This is a genomic window from Caulobacter sp. GW821-FHT09B11 (assembly GCF_059418205.1).
Genome location: NZ_JBWKPK010000058.1, coordinates 1 through 17,514, shown reverse-complemented (window position 1 = coordinate 17,514; position 17,514 = coordinate 1). Strand labels below are relative to the sequence as shown.

Sequence of the window (17,514 nt, the reverse complement as noted above, 5' to 3'; positions counted from 1 at the left end):
GTTCCTCCCCCGTTTCACGGGGGAGGAACCGCGCCGACACACTGAATTGGACTAAAGAAAAAGCCGCCCCGACAGCGTCGGAGCGGCTTGGAAGTCAGCCTAGATTGAAAAATTCGGTATCAGGCCGCGACAGCCGCGGCGGCGGCCAGGCCCTTGCGGCCCCAGGTCGGGCGGCGGGCTTCCGGCTCGGCGATGTGAACCTCGGCGTAGCGGCCCTGGCTGGTCATGTGGCGGGCCAGCAGCTGGGCCAGGACCACGGCTTCGTGCTGGCTGGGGCAAGAGCTGATCAGCTCGGGCGAGTCGTTCCAGGTCACGTGCCAGACGCCGGCGACCGGACGGACGTAGTAGTGGTTCGAATCGGCCATGGGGAGGCTCCTTGATCGAGGCTGACGCCAGCATCCCCCCACGGGCGGCTTCGCGACAGCTGTATCAATGCTGCACAGCAACATCGAGTTGCGCCGCACAATGCACACGCCACGCCAGGTCTCAAGCGGTTAATTTTTTGGCGCCAAGGGAACCCTAGTCTTTGTAGACGCCGCCGCCCTTCATGACCTTGGCCACGTCCTGCAGCACGCCGACGTCGGCCAGCGGATCGCCGGCCACCGCGATCAGGTCGGCGTAGCAGCCGGCCTGGTCGCAACCGACGTCCTTGTCCTTGCCCATCAGGGCCGCGGCGCTGGTGGTCGCCGACTGGATCGCCTGCATCGGCGTCATGCCGTACCTGACCATGTAGGGCAGCTGGCGAGCGTTCCAGCCATGGGGATAGACGCCGGCGTCGGTGCCGTAGGCGATCCTGACCCCGGCCTTCACTGCCTTGCGGAAGCCCTCGCGCTGGGCATCGGTGGTCTCGCGGTTCTTGCGCAGGGTCTCGGCGGGCCATCCGTTCTTCGTGCCGATCTCGTCGATGTAGTCGCCGTTGTAGATGTCGGCGACCAGCCAGGTTCCCCGCGCCTTCATCAGGGCGATGCCCTCGTCGTCGATCAGCGAGCCGTGCTCGATCGAGCGCACCCCCGCCCGCACCGCCACCTTGATGCCCTCGGCCCCATGGGCGTGGGCGGTGGCGTAGGTGCCGCGCTTCGCGGCCTCCTCGACGGCGGCCTCGATCTCTTCCCTGGAAAGCTCCAGTTGGCCGGGCTCGGTGCCGACGGTCAGGACGGCGCCGGTGGCGATCAATTTCAAGAAGTCGGCGCCGTGCACCAGGATGTCGCGGGTCTTGCGATGGGTGTCGGCGACGTCCTCGACCACGCCCCGGCGCATCTCGGCCGGAATACCGACGTCGGCGGCGATGCCGGTCACCTCCCCGCCCCCGCCGGGCGTCGTCACATAGGCCCCGGCCACCGACATGCGCGGCCCCGGGACCAGGCCCTTGTCGATGGCGTCGCGCAGGGCGACGTCGCCGAACGCTCGCCAGGTGCCGACGTCGCGCACGCTGGTGAAGCCGGCCATCAGGGTCGTGCGGGCGTGGGCCGCGCCGATATAGGCCTGCTCGGCGGCCGTGGTCAGCAGCGGCTCGGCGATGTTCTCGGTCTGCTCCTGGTCGACGATGTGGGTGTGCATGTCGATCAGGCCCGGCAGCACGGTCAGGGCCGACCAGTCCAGCACCGGGCCGTCGGCCGGAGCGCCGCTCCAGGCGGTGACGGCGACGATGCGCTCGCCCTCGATGCGGATCAGCCGGTCGGTCAGCACCTTGCCCGCGACGGGATCGATCAGCCGCCCGGCGTGGACATAGGAGACCCTCGGGGCTTCGACGGCCAGGGCGGGAACAGCGGCCAGGGTCGCCAGAACGGCCAGGGTCGAACGCAGGATCATCCGGGAGGCCTCACGCACGCGCCGCACGGCGCATCAGCAGATGGACGGGAACGCCGGCGGCCAGCAGCACCAGGCCCCACAGCACGGCTTCCTTGCCCGCGCCGAACAGGGTGAACACCGCATAGAGCCCGGCCAGGATCGCCACCATGGTCAGCAGCCGCGACCCCGGAACAAGTCCATCCCGTTGCAGCTTCAGCGCCGCCAGGGCGCAGGCCAGGTAGGTGAACAGCGAGGCCGTGGTCGCCAGCAGGGCGATGAAGGTGAAGAGGTCGGCCATCGACTTGGCGTAGTTGATGCCCACCAGCACGCTCAGGAACAGGCCCGAGACCAGGTGCGCCCGCACCGGCGTGCCGCGGCTGGACGACTTGCCCAGAAAGGCCGGAAACACCCCGCCCCGGGCCATCGCATACGGCATCTCGCCCTGCAGCAGCACCCAGCCGTTCAGCGCCCCGAAGGCGCTGATGGCGGCGAAGGCGGCCACGGCCATGGCCGCGCCCGAGCCCCAGAACCGGCCGATGAACTCGGCCATCGGGGCGTTGGAGGCCTTCAGGGCGTCAGGCGGCGACAGCAGCACCACCGCCGAGCAGACCAGCAGATAGACGACGCCGGTGAAGGCCGCGCCGAACAGGGTGGCGCGCGGGATGGTGCGGGCCGGATCCTTGACCTTGTCGGCCGGCACCGTGGCCGACTCCAGGCCCAGCAGGGCCCACAGCGTCAGGGCCGAGGCGGCGACCAGGCCCGGCCCGCCCAGGTCGGAGACCCGCAGCGGGGCCGAGACGGCGGTCGATCCGGCCTGGGTCAGCAGCCAGGCCGACAGGCCCAGCACCGCGGCCAGCGGCAACAGCTTGAGGACAGTGGTCACCACCTGCACCTCGCCGGCCAGCCTGGCGCCGAAGCAGTTCACCCCGATCAACCCCCAGATCAGGCTCAGGGTCACCAGGGCGTGCAGGCCGGGAACCTTGGCGATCGCCGGGACCAGCACCGACAGATAGCTCACGGCCCCCGTGGCGATGGCGGCGTTGCCGACCCACAGCGAGATCCAGTAGGCCCAGGCGACGATGAAGCCCGCCGCCGGTCCGAAGGCTTCCTGCGTATAGGCGTAGGGGCCGCCCTCGCGCGGCAGGGCCGCCGCCAGCCGGGCGAAGACGAAGGCCAGGCAAAGGCCGCCGGCGATGGTGACGATCCAGCCCAGCACGCCGTTCCAGCCGTACGGAGCCAGCGAGGCCGGCAGCATGAAGACGCCCGAGCCGATCATGTTGCCGACGACCAGGGCGCTGCACATCCAGAAGCCGAGGGCCTTGGGCGCGGGCGTACTCATAAGGTCATGCTTTCACCCGCACGAGGAACGCGCAACCGCCTCCGTCCCGAAGGACGGAGGCGGCGCAGGCGTCGTCCGCGATCAGAACTTCTGGCCGAACTTCAGGCCCAGGGTTCGCGGCTGGTTGGGGATCACATAGACCGCGCCGCCGCACACCGCTTCGGCGCACTGGACGAAGCGGTTGTTGCCGGCCCGCTTGTCGCCGACATTGGTGATGTAGGCGGTCAACGACCAGGTGTCGCGGCTCAAGCCCCCCGACAGGTCGAAGGTCGTGAAGCCGCCGCCCGTGCCCAGGATCCCGGACTGCTTGGTGCGCAGGTCGGAGAAGACGTCCGACTGGCCGACCGCCGAGCCCTGGACGAAGGCCCGGAAGGCGTCGAGGTCGAACTCGTAGCGCGCCGTGACATTGGCCTTGTACTTGGGCGTCACCGGCAGGCGCGTGCCCGTCGGCGCTTCCGGATCGGCGCAGGTGGTCACCGGATTGCCGGCCGCGTCCGTATAGCCGCAGTAGTTCTCCGACAGCTTGGCGTCGGTATAGGCGCCGGCGGCGTTGATCGTCAGGCCGGGCAGGACCGCCCAGGTGATGTCAGACTCCAGGCCCTTGATCTCGGCCGCGCCGGCGTTCTTGATCTCGGTCAGGCCGTTGGCGCCCAGGATCGAGAACTGGAACTTGTCCCACTTCTCGAAATAGGCCGCGCCGTTCCAGCGGAAGCGGTTCTGCGCCCAGCTGGTCTTCCAGCCGAACTCGTAGTTCTTCAGGTAGTCCGACAGGTACGGCGCCAGGGTGCCGCGCCGGTTGATGCCGCCGGGCCGGAAGCCCTCGGAATAGGTGGCGTAGACCAGCTTGTCGTCGTCGACCTTGTAGGTGAGGTTGAACTTGGGCGTGTTGCCCGTCTCCTTCACCCGCTTGTCGAGGTTGGTGCAGGGCGAGCCGGCGATCACCGACCCCTTGAAGCACGCCGCCACGCCCGTGCCGCTGCTGTAGCCCGATCCGTAGCCGTAGAAGCCGACCAGCGAGTTGTCGGCCTTGAAGAAGCGCACCCCGGCCGTCGCCGTCAGCTTCGAGGTGATGTCGAACGACACCTCGCCGAAGGCGGCGCTGTCGCGGTCGATGCGCTTCTGCTCTGTCAGCCAGATGGTGCCCGGATGGCCCTCCACCGACAGCGACTCGCCCAGGGCGTCGATCTTGTAGTCCTGGTGGATGCCGTGGGTCTGGCGCTGGTAGAACAGGCCGGCGACGAAGCGCAGGCGGTTCTCCTGCGGCGAGGACAACCGCAGCTCGTGGCTGACCTTGGAATAGCGGTCCTTGCCGACGATGTACTGCGAGGGATCGACCGGATTGCCCGCGTCGTCGGTCCAGTAGGCGCCGTAGCCGTACAGCGTGTCGTAGAAGTAGGAGTAGTCGGTGTAGTCCTGCTCGGTCTCGACCGTGCGTTCGAGGTACGAACCGGCATAGACGATGTCGAGGTTGCTGATCTTGCCCTCGACGGTCAGGGCGGCCTGCACCCAGCGGTCGTCGGAGCTTTCCGGATAGTAGTGGCTGATCTCCAGGTCGCCGACGTCGGGATCGTAGCCGGCGAAGCCGTTCGACTTCTGGATCTGGCCCATGACCTGGGGCGTGACGGTCCAGTTTTCGCCGAGGTCGACCTTCACCGCCACCCGCGCGCCGCGGGTCTCGTTCTCGTTGTAGTCCTTGCGGGCGAGCGCGTCGTTGTCGATGGTCACGCCCGAGGTCGGATAGGTGCGGGTCGCCGGCACGTTGTCGATATAGCCGCCGACGCGCTTGCTCCAGCCGACCATGCGCACGGCCACGGTGTCCGAGATCGGCTGGTTGATGAAGCCTTCGGCGACGTAGCCCGCCTCGCCATGCGCGATCGCGTTGACCTCGAGGTCGTAGCCGGCCTTGAAGCCGGCGGTGCTGGGCTTGTTGGTGATGATGCGGATGGTGCCGGCCTGCGAGCTGGCGCCGTACAGCGTGCCCTGCGGCCCGGCCAGGGCCTCGACCCGGGCGATGTCGTAGACGTGGATGTCGAGCGCGCCCTGGATCGTGGTGATCGGCTGCTCGTCCAGATAGATGCCGACGCTGGGCAGCGAGCCCGAGTGGTTGCCGTCGCCGCCGCTGGCCACGCCGCGCATGTAGACCTGGTTGAAGCCCGGACCCGAGCCGTTGAACGACACGCTGGGCAGGAACTTCACATAGTCGGCGAAGTTGGTGACCTGCAGCTGCTGCAGCTTGGTCTCGCCCAGGGCCACGATGCTGACCGGCACGTCCTGCAGGTTTTCCGAACGCTTCTGGGCGGTGACCACCACCTCTTCCAGCGCCACCCCGCCATCCTGCGCCAGCGCCGCGCCCCCGAGCGCGCTGGACGACATCAGGGCCGTGGCCAGCAGGCCCGACCTCATTGTTTTTGAACGCATAATCGGCACGTGTTCACTCCTTGGCCCCAGAGAGAACGACGTTCTTTCAGTTGATCTGAGGTCGCAAGCAGCAAAGCTTCACGCCAGCGCAATTCACGAGACTGTTGCAAAAACGGCAGTCTCGGAGCCCGGTGGTCAAATATCGGGCGCGGCGGGATAGGCGGTCAGAACCGGCCCGAGAGCCGCCTTCAGCGGATCGAGCCAAGGCTCATAGTTGCGCCACTGATCGACGCCGTCCTTGAAAATCGGCTGGCGCACCTGCTCTGAACTGGCGGTGCGCACGGCGCGGTCGTTCTGGTGGAAATTCAGGCACGCATCCTCGAACGGCAGACCGCAATGGTCGAGCAGCCGCCGGATCTCGGCCTCCGGCGCCTCGACCATCTCCTCGTAGATCACCCGGTGGACGCGCCCCGGCAGCACCGCGTCGAAGTGCGCCATCAGGTCCACATAGTCGGCGTAGTAGCGGCCGATGTCGGTCAGGCCGTAGCTGAAGGCCTGGCCCCGCGCGAAGTGCTGCTTGAACCCCGAGAAGCAGCAGCCCAGCGGGTGGCGCCGCGCGTCGATGATCCGGGCGTTGGGCAGCATCAGGTGGATCAGCCCGGCGTGCGCGAAGTTGTTGGGCATCTTGTCGACGAAGAACGGCCTGTCGGTCTTGCGCTGCACCCGCGTGCGCTCGAGATACTCCTCGCCCAGCGCCTTCAGGGCGTCGGCGTCGAGAGCGGCCAGGGCTTCGGGATAGGCGCTAGCCCCGCCCTTCCCCGGCTTGCCGCCCTCCCTGAGACCAAGCCGCTTGGCGATGGCGATGACGTCGGGCAGCTCCATCGTGCCCTCGACCTGCGAGTGGCTGGCCAGGATCTGCTCGATCAGGGTCGAGCCCGAGCGCGGCAGGCCGACGACGAAGATCGGATCGGGCGCCGCGCTCCCCCAGTCCTTTCGCTCGGCGAAGAACGCCGGCGTGAACAGCGCCTTGCTGCGCGCCGCATGGGCCGTGGTCTCGTCGGCGTCGTAGCGGATCTGCACGCGGCGCAGCTCCGCGCCCTTGGCGTAATGGGCAAAGCTCTCCTCGTAGCGGCCGGCGTCCTCGAACGCCTTGCCCAGGGCGTAGTGCAGGTGGAAGCGGTCTTCATCGACCAGTTCCGCCGCCGCCAGCTGGCCCTCCATGACCGCCAGATCGTCGTCGCTGAACCGCAGGGTCTTGAGGTTGGCGAGACTCCACCAGGCCTCGCCCAGCATCGGCGCCTGCTCGACGGCCTTGCGATAGGCGGCCTCGCACTCGGCGCGTCGGCCCAGGGTCTTCAGGGCGTGGCCATAGCTCATCCAGCCCTTGGGCTGGTGCGGATGCCGGTCCAGCACGTCGCGATAGATGGCGGTCGCCGCCTCGTACTCGCCGATCCGCACCAGGGCGGCGGCGCGCAGGTTGGCGTAGGCCGGATGGCGCGGGTCGGCCGCCTGCAGCAGGTCGAGCTCGCGCAGGGCCTCCAGGGTCTTGTTCTGGCGATAGAGCAAGGTCGCCAGGTTATGCCGCGCGGCGGTGAAGCCGGGCGTGAAGGCCAGGGTCTGGGTCAGGATCCGCTCGGCGTCCTCGTAGCGGCCCAGGCGGGCGGCCACCTCGGCCAGCATGCGCAGGGCGGCCGGCTCGTCGGGCCGCGCCGCCAGATAGGCCCGCAGGCCGTGCTCGGCCTGAGCCAGCTTGCCCTCGACCAGGGCCGAGGCGGCGGCGATCAGGGCCGGATCGCGCACCGAAGCCTGGATCTGCCGGTCGCCGGCCTCCTGCGCGCCGGCCAGATCGCCCAGCACGGTCAGCCCCACCGACAGCGCCCGCCAGGCCTCGCCGAGACCCGCGTTCAGCGCCGTCGCTCGGCGCAAGGCGGCGACCGCCTCCTGGGTGCGACCAAGATCCAGCAGCACCAGGCCGTGCTCCAGCTGCGCCTCGGCGGCCTGGGGCAGCGCGCGCGACAGCGGGTCGATCACCGGCAGGGCGGCGGCCGCATCGCCCGACAGCCGCAGGGCCGCGGCCAGGATCAGGGTCGCGCCCGGATGGCGGGGAACGGCCTCCAAGATCGCCAGGGCCTGCTCGCGCGCCATTTCGGGGTCATGCGACAGCAGCCGCGCCGCATGGCCGAGCGCGGTCGCCAGACTGCCCGTCGGCTCCGAAACCTGCCCCTGCATCTCACCCCGCCACGCTTCGTAACGGGGGTATCGGAGGGCGACGCTGGTCGGGTGTCAATCGGTGAGCACAGCAACACGAGAGCCGGCCGCCGCCTGCCGTCAAACCCGGCTCCGCCGCCTTGAGACGCGCGGTGCGTCCTTCGAGGCCCGCTGCGCGGGCGCCTCAGGATGAGGAGATCAGTGCAATGAGGTCCTCATCCTGAGGTGCGAGCCGCAGGCGAGCCTCGAAGGACGCACCGCGGCAACCTCAGGCCCCGGTCTCGTCCACGGCGATGATCACCGGCTTGCCGCGCGACCAGGGCTCCCAGCCCGCCGCGACGGCCGAGGCGATGGCCTTGCCCACCAGCTTGACGGGGATCTGCTCGGGCTTCAGCTGCGGCGCGCCGTAGCGGGGCTGTTCGCCCGGCGGGAACTCGATCACCACCTCGCGCTTGCCTTCCTTGTGGTGCACGCAGATCGCCATGCCGTGCCGCTCGACGGGGTCCTTGGACCAGTGGGGCGTGCGCTGCAGCCGCCAGACATAGGTCTCGCCGTCGACGTCGATCTCGAATTCGGGGTTCAGCTTGGTTCGCGCCATGTGGGGGTTGTTAGCCCGGCGGGCGCGTCCAGACCAGCCCGTCGCGACCCGCGCTTGACTCATTTCGACGTTTAGCTAATCATCACATCATGAGCCAGGTGTTCAGAGCCCTTTCCGACCCCACCCGCCGCAAGGTGCTGCTGCTCCTGCGCGAGGGCCCCTTGAGCGCCGGCGAGCTGGCCGACCAGTTCGACGTCTCCAAGCCGACGATGTCGGCCCATTTCGCGGTGCTGAAGGAGGCCGACCTGGTGCACGCCGAGAAGGCCGGCAAGTCCGTCATCTACCACCTGAAGCTCTCGGTGCTCGAAGAGGCGCTGCTGGGCTTCGTCCAGTCGTTCGGCCTCGGCGAAGACGCGCCGGCGCCCCCATCGACCAAGCAGGAGATCGCAAGATGAAGCGGGAAGTGATCGCCGACCTCGCCTGGGGTGTCGGCATCGTCGTGCTGGCCCTGGCCGCGAGCCTGGCGCGCAAGCTGGGCTATATCGACACCGACACCGTCAACAGGCTGGTCATGGGCGCCATCGGCCTGATGGTCGCCTGGTTCGGCAACCGCATGCCCAAGCGGTTCGTGCCCAGCGACTGGGGCCGCAAAGCCAACCGGGTCGGCGGCTGGTCGATGGCGCTGAGCGGGCTGGTCTATGCCGGACTGTGGGCGTTCGCGCCGACGCGGGTCGCGGTGCTGGGCGGCTGCGGCGCCATCCTGGCGGGGCTGGCCGTGACGACCGGCTATTGCCTGTCGCTGCGGAGCAAGGCGAAAGCCGCCTGATCTCCCTAGAGCCGGTCCCGCAGCGCGTACCAGGACAGGCCCGCCACCGTCAGCGGCCAGCGCAGCAGCCGCCCGCCGGGGAACGGCGGGGTCGGCAGGCGCGACAGCAGCTCCACCCCGGCGCTCTCGCCCAGGGTCGCGTCGGCCAGCAGCTTGCCGAACCAGGGCGCCAGCATCACCCCCTGCCCCGAATAACCGGCCGCGACCCGCACGCCCGGCGCCAGTTCGCGCACGAAGGGCGCGCGGTGGACGGTGATCCCCAGGGCGCCGCCCCAAGCGTGGGTCACCTTCACGTCGGCCAGGTCGGGATAGATCTTCAGCATGTGGCGGCGCACGAAGCCCGGCAGGTCCGGCGGAAATCCCGGCCGGTAGTTCTCGCCGCCGCCGAACAGCAGCCGCCCGTCCGGGGTCTTGCGGAAGTAGTTCACGACGAAGCGGCTGTCGGCCACGGCGGCGTTAGAGCGGATGATGGTCTCGGCCCGCTCTCCCAAGGGTTCGGTGGCCAGCACGAAGTTGTTGATCGGTATCACCCGGGCGCGGGCCTGCGGGCCCGCCAGTTCGTCGAGATAGCCGTCGCCGGTCAGGATCAACTGGTCGCACAGCACCCGGCCGGCGGCCGTCTCGACCACGATCTTGCCGCCCTCTCGGCGCCAGGCCCGAGCGCGGCTGCGCTCGTGGATCTTCGCCCCCTTGGCCAGCGCCGCCCGCGCCAGGCCCAGCGCCAGGTTCAGCGGGTGCAGGTGGCCGCCGCCGTTGTCGCGGGTTCCGCCGTGATAGACGCCCGTGCCCAGTTCCTCGGCCAGGGCGTCCTCGTCGATCAGCTCCAGCTCGTGATAGCCGTAGCGGGCGGCCATGAACTCGATGTGGTCGAGGTCCTCGCCCTCCCCGCCGCTCTTGTGGCGGGCGTGGATCATGCCGGGCGCAAAGTCGCAGGCGATGGCGTGCTCGGCGATCAGGGCCGACAGATGCGAGCGGGCGTCCAGCGACATCTTCCACAGCAGAAGGGCGTCGTCGCGGCCGACCGTCTTCTCCAGCCAGGCCTGGTCGTTGCGCTGCCCCGCATGCACCTGCCCGCCGTTTCGACCCGAGGCGCCGGAGCCCACCTGGGCGGCCTCCAGCACGACGACCGAGACGCCCCGCGGCGCCAGCTCCAGCGCCGCGCCCAGGCCGGTATAGCCGGCGCCGACGACGCAGACGTCGGCCGTGACCTCACCGTCGAGGGCGGGCAGCGGCGGCAGGGCGTGCGCCGTGGCCGCGTACCAGGAAGCGGCGGGATGGCCGGTGTTCATCATGCTCAGACGCCACCTCTCCCATGGGGAGAGGGAGGGGCCCATGGCAAAGCCATGGGAGGGTGAGGGGTTTCACGGCCGACGGCGTAACCCCTCATCCTCCCACGCCTGACGGCGCGGGCCCCTCCTTCTCCCTCTGGGAGAAGGTCACCCAAGACCGCCCTAGACATTCAGCAGCAGGAACTCCCGCTCCCACGGACTGATCGTGCGCATGAAGGTCTCGTACTCGGCCTGCTTCACCCGGACATAGGCGCTGCAGAAGGTCGTCCCGAGGATCTCGACCAGCGGCTTGGCGTCCTCGAACAGGGTCACCGACTCCAGCAGGCTGCGCGGCAGTTCGATGCCGCGGACGCTGGCGTCGATCTCCACCGGCGCGGTGGGCGCCAGGTTCTGGGTCATGCCGAGATAACCGCAGGCCAGCACCGCGGCGATGGCCAGGTAGGGATTGGCGTCCGACGAGGGGATGCGGTTCTCGACCCGGCGGTTGGCCGGATCAGACGGCGGCACCCGCAGCCCGCAGGTGCGGTTGTCGTAGCCCCACTGGGTGTTGACCGGCGCGCCGCTGTCGCGGGCGATGCGGCGGTAGCTGTTCACGTAGGGGGCCAGGATCGCCATGATCGCCGGCAGGTAGCGCTGCTGCCCCGCGATGAAGGCGTAGAAGGCCGGCGTGGCCTCGCCCGTCTTGGGATCCGAGAACAGGTTGTCGCCGTCCTCGGTCAGGATAGACTGGTGGATGTGCATGGCGCTGCCAGGCTCGCCGGCCATCGGCTTGGCCATGAAGGTGGCGTAGATGTCGTGCTCAAGCGCCGCCTCGCGGATGGTGCGCTTGAACATGAACACTTGGTCGGCCAGCTCCAGCGGCGTGCCGTGGCGCAGGTTGATCTCCATCTGGGCCACGCCGCTCTCGTGGATCAGGGTGTCGATCTCCAGGCCCTGGCGCTCGGAATATTCGTACATGTCCTCGAACAGGGCGTCGAACTCGTTGACCGCGCTGATCGAATAGCCCTGGCGACCGCTCTCGGGCCGGCCCGAGCGGCCGATCGGCGGCTTCAGCGGATAGTCCCAGTCGATGTTCTTCTCGACGAGATAGAACTCGATCTCCGGCGCCACGATCGGGCTCCAGCCCTTCTCGCGATAGAGCGACAGCACCCGGCGCAGCACCTGGCGCGGGCTCTCCTCGACGGGACGGCCGTCGGGGTGGAAGGCGTCGTGGATCACCTGGGCCGTCGGGTCCTGGGCCCAGGGCACGGTGGCCAGGGTCGCCAGGTCCGGGGTCAGGAAGATGTCGGTGTCCGACTGCACCGCGTTCACCGCCCCCTCGAACTCGGGGAAGTCGCCGGTGATGGTCTGGTAGAACACCGCCAGCGGCAGGTTCATCGACGGCGTGCCCAGGAACTTGCGCACCGGCATGATCTTGCCGCGCGCGACGCCGGCGAGATCGGGCACGACGCACTCGATCTCCTCGATGTTCTGGCTCCGGAACCAGGCCTGGGCCTCGTCCAGCGTCTTGACCCCCCGGGTGATCTTCGGACCGTCGTGGTTCTTCTTGTGCTTGGGCTTCATGGGGGCGCTCCTCGCGCTTGCTGAAGTTTGGGCTGATTGTTGAGTGCTGTGGTTCGGCGTCGCCTCGCTCAGGCGGTATCCATGATAGGCTGAGGCATGACCCAGTCCGATCCCAATGCGGAATCCGACGAAGACGCCGAACGCCGCGTTGCGGCCGACGCCGATATCGAGGCCGGCCGCTGCGTCCCACACCAGCGGGTGCGCGAATGGCTCAAGACGCTAGGCACGCCCGACCAGACCCTTACGCCGTACTCCTGGCGGAAGTAGGCGGGAGCGGCGCTCACGCATCGCCCTCCTTCGGCTTCAGCGCCCGCAGCACCGGCTCGGCCTCGTCGAGCGACTTGCGGATGATGCCCACCAGTTCGTCGATCTGGGCCTTGGTGATGATCAGCGGCGGACAGCAGACGATGCTGTCGCGGATGGCGCGGACCATAAGGCCGTTTTTGATGCAGAGATCGCGCACGATCGGACCGGCCTCGCCCTCCTTGTCGAGAAAGCGATGGTTCGTGCCCTTCTCGCGCACGATCTCGACCGCGCCGATCAGGCCGAGCGACCGGGTCTCGCCCACCAGCGGGTGGTCGTTCAGGTCGGCCAGGGCCTGCGCCAGATAGGGGCCGGTCTCGTCACGGGTGCGCTCGACCAGGCCTTCGCGCTCCATGATCTCGATGTTCTTCAGGGCCACGGCGGCGGCGGTCGGGTGGCCCGAATAGGTGAAGCCGTGGATGAAATCGCCGCCCTTCTCGCGCAGCTCGGCGACGATGTGGTCGGCCACGCCCACGGCGCTGATCGGCAGGTAGCCGGACGACAGGCCCTTGGCCATGGCGATCAGGTCGGGCTTGATGCCGTAGTGCTGGTGGCCGAACCATTGGCCAAGGCGCCCGAAGCCGCAGATCACCTCGTCGCAGACCAGCAGGATCCCGTACTTGCGGCACAGGGCCTCGACGGCGGGCCAGTAGCCGTCCGGCGGGATGATCACCCCGCCCGCGCCCTGCACCGGCTCGCCGATGAAGGCCGCGACGTTCTCGGGACCAACCTCGAGGATCTTGTCCTCGATCGCCTGCACCGCCCGGTCGCGGAAGGCGGCCGGGTCCTCGCCGAAGCCGTCGCCGAACGGATAGGGCTGCATCACGTGCTCGACGCCGGTGATCGGCAGGTCGCCCTGCTTGTGCATGTGCTTCATGCCGCCCAGCGAGACGCCGGCCACGGTCGAGCCGTGATAGGCGTTCCAGCGGCTGATGAAGACCGTGCGGCTGGGCTGCCCTTTGAGCTTCCAGTAATGGCGCACCAGGCGGAAGACCGTGTCGTTCGCCTCCGACCCCGACGAGTTGTAGAAGACGTGGGTCAGATGCCCGCCCATCTTCTGGGCGATCTTGGCCGCCAGCTCGATCGGCGGCGGCGTCGCGGTCTTGAAGAAGGTGTTGTAGTACGGCAGCTCCAGCATCTGGTCATAGGCCGCCTTGGCCAGTTCCTCGCGCCCGTAGCCGACATTGACGCACCACAGCCCGGCCATGCCGTCGAGGATCTGGTGGCCCTCGCCGTCGTGGATGTAGACGCCCTCGGCCCGGGTGATGATGCGGCTGCCGCCCTGCTCGGCGATGACCTTGTGGTCGGCCTGGGCCGGCAGGTGGTGGGCCAGATCCAGGCGCTTGAGCTCGGCGATGTCGTGGTTGCGGAGGGGGGCGGTCATGTCTGGGTTTCCCGTACGACGAGCGGCGAGCCTCTGAGGGCCCGTCCGAAAAGCTGGAAAAAGGTCTGCGACTGCGGGTTCTCGTCGGGCTTCCATTCCGGATGCCACTGCACGGCCAGCACCGGCGCGCCGTTGACGCTGGCCGACACCGCCTCGACGACGCCGTCCCGCGCCCGGGCCTCCACCGTCAGGCCTTCGCCCAGCCGGTCGACGCCCTGGTAATGCACCGAATTGACCACCGCCCGCTCGACCCCGAAGGCCGTGGCCAGCACCCCGCCGGGGGTCAGGTCGACCGGATGGCGATGGTCGAACATGCCGTTGAAGTCGATCTCCTCGGGCGCGTGGTGGGCGATCAGCGCGGCGCTGGTCGCCATGTCGCGCCGCAGGGTGCCCCCGAAGGCGACGTTGATCTCCTGGAAGCCTCGGCACACCCCGAACACCGGCCGGCCGAGGTCGAGCATGACCTCGATCAGGTCGCGGGTCATGGCGTCGCGATCGTGGTCGAACGGCCCAGGTGCGTCGTCCACCGCCTCGTCGTAGAAGGCGGGATCGAGGTTCGACGGACTGCCGGTCAGCAAGAGGCCATCCAGCCGCGCGGCGACTTCAGAGGCCTTCATCAGCCCCGGCATCGACGGCACCAGCAGGGCCGCGGCGTCGGCGTACTTCATCGCGCCGGCGACATAGCGGTTCATCACCGCCTGGGCCGGTTCGATCCCGACGGTGCGGGTGCAGCAGATGACGCCGGCGACGGGTCTCATGGGATCACGACAGCAGCACAGCCGGCGAGCAAGCGTGCCAGGCGATCCACACCGCCTCGCCCAGCCGGAAGTCCTCCTGGTCCCAGCGCGTCAGGTTGGGGCGCTGCACCTTCACGCGGCGGCCGCCCGCGATTTCCACCTCGTAGGTCGAGATCCCGCCCAGATAGGCCTCGTGCTTGATCACGCCCGCCACGGCGTTGGCGCCCTTGGGGGCGTCGCCCATGTTCGGCGGCTCGCCGTCGTCGGGGCGCTTGTGCAGCTCGATCTTCTCGGGGCGGATCGCCGCCCACACCGTGCCGCCGCGCGGACCGGTGACGCCGTGGTCGAGGAAGATGTCGGTGGGCAGGCCGGGCGACTTGATCACCGCATGGCTCGGCTCGTCCACCGCCAGCACGCCCTCGAACAGGTTCACGCTGCCGATGAAGTCGGCCACCAGGCGGCTGTTGGGGAACTCGTAGAGATCGTTGGGCGTGGCCACCTGCTGCAGCAGGCCCTTGCTCATCACCGCGCAGCGGCTGGCGAGCGCGAGCGCCTCGTCCTGGTCGTGGGTGACCATGATGAAGGTGATGCCGACCTTCTCCTGCAGGGTGCACAGCTCGGTGCGCATCTGCTCGCGCAGCTTGGCGTCCAGGGCCGACAGCGGCTCGTCCAGCAGCAGCACGCGCGGACGCTTCACCAGCGCCCGGGCCAGGGCCACCCGCTGCCTTTGCCCGCCCGACAGCTGGTCGGGCTTGCGATGGCCAAGGCCGCCCAGCTGCACCAGCTCCAGCGCCTCCTCGACCCGGCGGTCGCGCTCGGCCTTGCCGACGCGGTCGACCTTCAGGCCGTAGGCGACGTTGTCGGCCACGGTCATGTGCGGGAACACGGCGTAGGACTGGAACACCATGTTCACCGGCCGCTTGTTCGGCGGCACGTTGGAGATGTCCTGGCCGTCGATCAGGATCCGCCCCTCGGTCGGGGTCTCGAACCCGGCCAGCATGCGCAGCAGGGTGGTCTTGCCGCAGCCCGACGGCCCCAGCAGAGCAAAGAACTCGCCCTCCCTGATGCTCAGCGAAACGTTGTCGACCGCCGCCAGCTTGCCGAAGCGCTTGGTGACGTTCTCGAAGGTGATGATGGGTTTGGGTTCGGTCACGTCTTCATTCCCCCCGAAAACTTCAGCGCCCAAGGCCCCCTCCGGCCCTCCGGGCCACCTCCCCCAGAGGGGGAGGATCTAAAGATGCTCCCCCTCTGGGGGAGCTGTCGCGGAGCGACTGAGGGGGTTTCCAGCGCAATCATTTGCCGTCGCCCCCATGCGCACCGGCCGTCGCCGCCGGATCGCCCTGCAGCTTCAGCGCCACGGCGGTCAGGATCACGGTCAGCACGATCAGTATGGTCGAAGCCGCGTTGACCTCGGGCGTCACCGAGAAGCGCACCATCGAATAGACCTTCACAGGGAAGGTCACGGTGTCGGGCCCGGCCGTGAAGAAGGTGATGACGAAGTCGTCGAGGCTCAGCGTGAAGGCCAGCAGCGCCCCCGCCACCAGCGACGGCGTCATGTGCGGCAGGATCACGTCCTTGATGGTGCGGAACTCGCCGGCCCCCAGGTCGCGCGCGGCCTCCTCCAGTTCGCGGTTGAAGCTGGCCATGCGCGCGCGCACCACCACCGCCACGAACGGGAACGAGAAGGTCACGTGGGCGATGATGATCGCCCCTAGGTTCAGCGGCCAGATCATCCCCTGCGGCCAGGGCAGCACCTTGGCGAAGAACACCAGCATGCCCACGCCCATGCAGATCTCGGGAACCACGATCGGCAGGGCCAGGCCCCCGTCCACCACCGTCTTGCCCGGAAAGCGGAACCGCCACAGGGCCAGGGCGACCATGGCCCCGAGCAGCACGCTGAGCACGGTCGACACCGCCGCGATGGTCAGGCTGTTGGCGAAGGCCTCGATCAGGCCGTCGTTGTTGAAGGCCTTCTCGTAGTATTTGAGGGTGAAGCCCTTCCAGACGATGTTGCGCCGGCTGTCGTTGAAGCTGAAGGCCATCAGGGCCACCAGCGGCGCGTAGAGGAAGATCCCAACGCCCGCCAACCACAGCCGGATCGGCCAGCGGCGCAGGTATTCGAGCGGACCGGGCGGCGAACGCTTGGTCATCCCACGCCCTCCTTCTTCTTGCCGCGCGACAGCAGGGCCTGAACGGCGATCGCGATGAAGGTCAGGTACATCAGCAGGAACGACAGGGCCGCGCCGAACGGCCAGTCGTTGGCGCGCTTGAACTGGCGCTCGATGACGTTGGCGATCATCTGGCTGTCGGGGCCGCCCAGCAGATCAGGCGTCAGATAGGCGCCAAGGGCCGGGATGAAGGTGATCAGGATCCCCGAGGCGATGCCCGGCAGGGCCAGCGGCACGACGATGCGGAACAGGGTGCGCAGGTGCCCGGCGCCGAGGTCGAGGCTGGCCTCCAGCAGCGACTTGTCCAGTCGGTCCAGCGCCGAATAGAGCGGCAGCACCATGAACGGCAGGTGCACGTAGACGAGGCCCAGGATCACCGCGAAATTGTTGTGCAGCAGCTCCAGCGGCTGGAAAGTCCCCAGCGGCGCGACCTTGGACGCCAGGGTCCAGATCCACTCATAGCCCTGGTTGATGTAGCCCTCGGTGCGCAGCACGGCGATCAGGGCGTAGGTGCGGATCAGCAGGTTCGTCCAGAACGGCAGCATGACCAGCAGCAGCAGCCAGGTCTTGGCCTTCTGCGAGGCGAAGGTGATGGCCAGGGCGACCGGGAAGCCGATCACCAGGCACAGGGCCGTCGTCAGCGCCGCCACCCAGGCCGACTTGACGAATATCTTCAGGTACAGCGGCTCCAGCGCCCGGGCGTAGTTGGCGATCGTGCCGGTGAACGAGATCTCGGTCAGCCCGACATTGTGGCCGAAGCTGTAGGCCCAGACGATCGCCATCGGCGCGACGAAGAACACCACCAGCCAGACCAGCGGCGGTCCCAGCGCGGCGGCGAACACCGCCTTGGCCTTCTTCCAGCTCTGTTCCATTGAGCGCTCCAAGATCCTCCCCCTCTGGGGGAGGTGTCGGCGAAGCCGACGGAGGGGGGTGTGGCCGCGAGGGCGAGACGCTCAGCGGAAGCTGAAAACGGGGGGGGGGGGGGGGGGGGGGGGGGGGGGGGGGGGGGGGGG

16 protein-coding genes are annotated in these 17,514 nt (G+C 68.6%); 3 read left to right on the top strand and 13 right to left on the bottom strand.

Annotated elements, in window-relative coordinates:
* Positions 1 to 119: 119 nt before the first annotated feature.
* The 6 genes from AC07N1_RS24810 to AC07N1_RS24785 all read right to left on the bottom strand — a co-directional run bounded on the left by AC07N1_RS24810 (position 120) and on the right by AC07N1_RS24785 (position 8,291).
* Positions 120 to 365, bottom strand: a complete 246-nt coding sequence (locus AC07N1_RS24810; protein WP_494674214.1) for a hypothetical protein — start codon at positions 363 to 365, stop codon at positions 120 to 122.
* Between the two features lie 154 nt (positions 366 to 519).
* Positions 520 to 1,809, bottom strand: coding sequence for a Xaa-Pro dipeptidase (locus AC07N1_RS24805; RefSeq protein ID WP_494674213.1), 1,290 nt, complete (start codon positions 1,807 to 1,809; stop codon positions 520 to 522).
* 10 nt (positions 1,810 to 1,819) lie between these two features.
* Positions 1,820 to 3,127, bottom strand: coding sequence for an APC family permease (locus AC07N1_RS24800; RefSeq protein ID WP_494674212.1), 1,308 nt, complete (start codon positions 3,125 to 3,127; stop codon positions 1,820 to 1,822).
* Between the two features lie 81 nt (positions 3,128 to 3,208).
* Positions 3,209 to 5,545 (bottom strand): TonB-dependent receptor, encoded by a 2,337-nt coding sequence (locus AC07N1_RS24795; protein WP_494674211.1) that lies wholly within the window; start codon positions 5,543 to 5,545, stop codon positions 3,209 to 3,211.
* 135 nt (positions 5,546 to 5,680) lie between these two features.
* Positions 5,681 to 7,714: a tetratricopeptide repeat-containing sulfotransferase family protein gene (locus AC07N1_RS24790; protein ID WP_494674210.1), complete on the bottom strand. Its 2,034-nt coding sequence runs from the start codon at positions 7,712 to 7,714 to the stop codon at positions 5,681 to 5,683.
* A 247-nt stretch (positions 7,715 to 7,961) separates the two neighbouring features.
* A complete protein-coding gene (locus AC07N1_RS24785) occupies positions 7,962 to 8,291 on the bottom strand; it encodes a hypothetical protein (RefSeq protein WP_487287793.1) in 330 nt (109 codons plus the stop codon).
* An 89-nt stretch (positions 8,292 to 8,380) separates the two neighbouring features.
* On the opposite strand from AC07N1_RS24785, the gene AC07N1_RS24780 reads away from it, so the two are divergent.
* On the top strand, positions 8,381 to 8,686 hold the full coding sequence (locus AC07N1_RS24780) for an autorepressor SdpR family transcription factor (protein WP_494674209.1): 306 nt from the start codon (positions 8,381 to 8,383) through the stop codon (positions 8,684 to 8,686).
* On the top strand, positions 8,683 to 9,057 hold the full coding sequence (locus tag AC07N1_RS24775; RefSeq protein ID WP_494674208.1) for an SdpI family protein: 375 nt from the start codon (positions 8,683 to 8,685) through the stop codon (positions 9,055 to 9,057). Before AC07N1_RS24780 ends, AC07N1_RS24775 begins: the two co-directional genes overlap by 4 nt.
* Positions 9,058 to 9,062: 5 nt before the next feature.
* Here the strand turns inward: AC07N1_RS24775 and AC07N1_RS24770 are convergent, their stop codons facing one another.
* Both AC07N1_RS24770 and AC07N1_RS24765 read right to left on the bottom strand, forming a co-directional pair.
* On the bottom strand, positions 9,063 to 10,349 hold the full coding sequence (locus AC07N1_RS24770; protein WP_494674207.1) for an NAD(P)/FAD-dependent oxidoreductase: 1,287 nt from the start codon (positions 10,347 to 10,349) through the stop codon (positions 9,063 to 9,065).
* 159 nt (positions 10,350 to 10,508) lie between these two features.
* Positions 10,509 to 11,909 carry a glutamine synthetase family protein gene (locus AC07N1_RS24765; RefSeq protein WP_494674206.1) on the bottom strand — a complete coding sequence of 467 codons (1,401 nt, stop codon included), beginning with the start codon at positions 11,907 to 11,909 and terminating at the stop codon, positions 10,509 to 10,511.
* A gap of 96 nt (positions 11,910 to 12,005) precedes the next feature.
* Here AC07N1_RS24765 and AC07N1_RS24760 point away from each other — a divergent pair, with 96 nt between their 5' ends.
* A complete protein-coding gene (locus tag AC07N1_RS24760) occupies positions 12,006 to 12,176 on the top strand; it encodes an antitoxin (RefSeq protein WP_494674205.1) in 171 nt (56 codons plus the stop codon).
* Between the two features lie 13 nt (positions 12,177 to 12,189).
* Here the strand turns inward: AC07N1_RS24760 and AC07N1_RS24755 are convergent, their stop codons facing one another.
* The 5 genes from AC07N1_RS24755 to AC07N1_RS24735 all read right to left on the bottom strand — a co-directional run bounded on the left by AC07N1_RS24755 (position 12,190) and on the right by AC07N1_RS24735 (position 17,385).
* Entirely contained in the window at positions 12,190 to 13,596 is a 1,407-nt protein-coding gene (locus tag AC07N1_RS24755) for an aspartate aminotransferase family protein (protein ID WP_494674204.1), read from the bottom strand.
* Entirely contained in the window at positions 13,593 to 14,354 is a 762-nt protein-coding gene (locus tag AC07N1_RS24750; protein ID WP_494674203.1) for a gamma-glutamyl-gamma-aminobutyrate hydrolase family protein, read from the bottom strand. The genes AC07N1_RS24755 and AC07N1_RS24750 overlap by 4 nt, the downstream gene beginning before the upstream one ends.
* Positions 14,355 to 14,358: 4 nt before the next feature.
* Positions 14,359 to 15,486, bottom strand: a complete 1,128-nt coding sequence (locus AC07N1_RS24745) for an ABC transporter ATP-binding protein (protein WP_494674202.1) — start codon at positions 15,484 to 15,486, stop codon at positions 14,359 to 14,361.
* Positions 15,487 to 15,625: 139 nt separating this feature from the next.
* On the bottom strand, positions 15,626 to 16,483 hold the full coding sequence (locus AC07N1_RS24740) for an ABC transporter permease (RefSeq protein ID WP_494674201.1): 858 nt from the start codon (positions 16,481 to 16,483) through the stop codon (positions 15,626 to 15,628).
* The gene (locus AC07N1_RS24735; protein WP_494674200.1) at positions 16,480 to 17,385 is read right to left on the bottom strand and encodes an ABC transporter permease; all 906 of its coding nucleotides are present in this window, start codon (positions 17,383 to 17,385) and stop codon (positions 16,480 to 16,482) included. Before AC07N1_RS24735 ends, AC07N1_RS24740 begins: the two co-directional genes overlap by 4 nt.
* Positions 17,386 to 17,514: the final 129 nt, after the last annotated feature.

Bases quoted from the DNA above. Each gene is read 5' to 3' on its own strand.
- AC07N1_RS24750 (WP_494674203.1), bottom strand. From the start codon at position 14,354: ATGAGACCCGTCGCCGGCGTCATCTGCTGCACCCGCACCGTCGGGATC.
- AC07N1_RS24740 (WP_494674201.1), bottom strand. From the start codon at position 16,483: ATGACCAAGCGTTCGCCGCCCGGTCCGCTCGAATACCTGCGCCGCTGG.
- AC07N1_RS24770 (WP_494674207.1), bottom strand. From the start codon at position 10,349: ATGATGAACACCGGCCATCCCGCCGCTTCCTGGTACGCGGCCACGGCG.
- AC07N1_RS24760 (WP_494674205.1), top strand. From the start codon at position 12,006: ATGACCCAGTCCGATCCCAATGCGGAATCCGACGAAGACGCCGAACGC.
- AC07N1_RS24805 (WP_494674213.1), bottom strand. From the start codon at position 1,809: ATGATCCTGCGTTCGACCCTGGCCGTTCTGGCGACCCTGGCCGCTGTT.
- AC07N1_RS24795 (WP_494674211.1), bottom strand. From the start codon at position 5,545: ATGCGTTCAAAAACAATGAGGTCGGGCCTGCTGGCCACGGCCCTGATG.
- AC07N1_RS24765 (WP_494674206.1), bottom strand. From the start codon at position 11,909: ATGAAGCCCAAGCACAAGAAGAACCACGACGGTCCGAAGATCACCCGG.
- AC07N1_RS24790 (WP_494674210.1), bottom strand. From the start codon at position 7,714: ATGCAGGGGCAGGTTTCGGAGCCGACGGGCAGTCTGGCGACCGCGCTC.
- AC07N1_RS24800 (WP_494674212.1), bottom strand. From the start codon at position 3,127: ATGAGTACGCCCGCGCCCAAGGCCCTCGGCTTCTGGATGTGCAGCGCC.
- AC07N1_RS24810 (WP_494674214.1), bottom strand. From the start codon at position 365: ATGGCCGATTCGAACCACTACTACGTCCGTCCGGTCGCCGGCGTCTGG.
- AC07N1_RS24785 (WP_487287793.1), bottom strand. From the start codon at position 8,291: ATGGCGCGAACCAAGCTGAACCCCGAATTCGAGATCGACGTCGACGGC.
- AC07N1_RS24780 (WP_494674209.1), top strand. From the start codon at position 8,381: ATGAGCCAGGTGTTCAGAGCCCTTTCCGACCCCACCCGCCGCAAGGTG.
- AC07N1_RS24755 (WP_494674204.1), bottom strand. From the start codon at position 13,596: ATGACCGCCCCCCTCCGCAACCACGACATCGCCGAGCTCAAGCGCCTG.
- AC07N1_RS24775 (WP_494674208.1), top strand. From the start codon at position 8,683: ATGAAGCGGGAAGTGATCGCCGACCTCGCCTGGGGTGTCGGCATCGTC.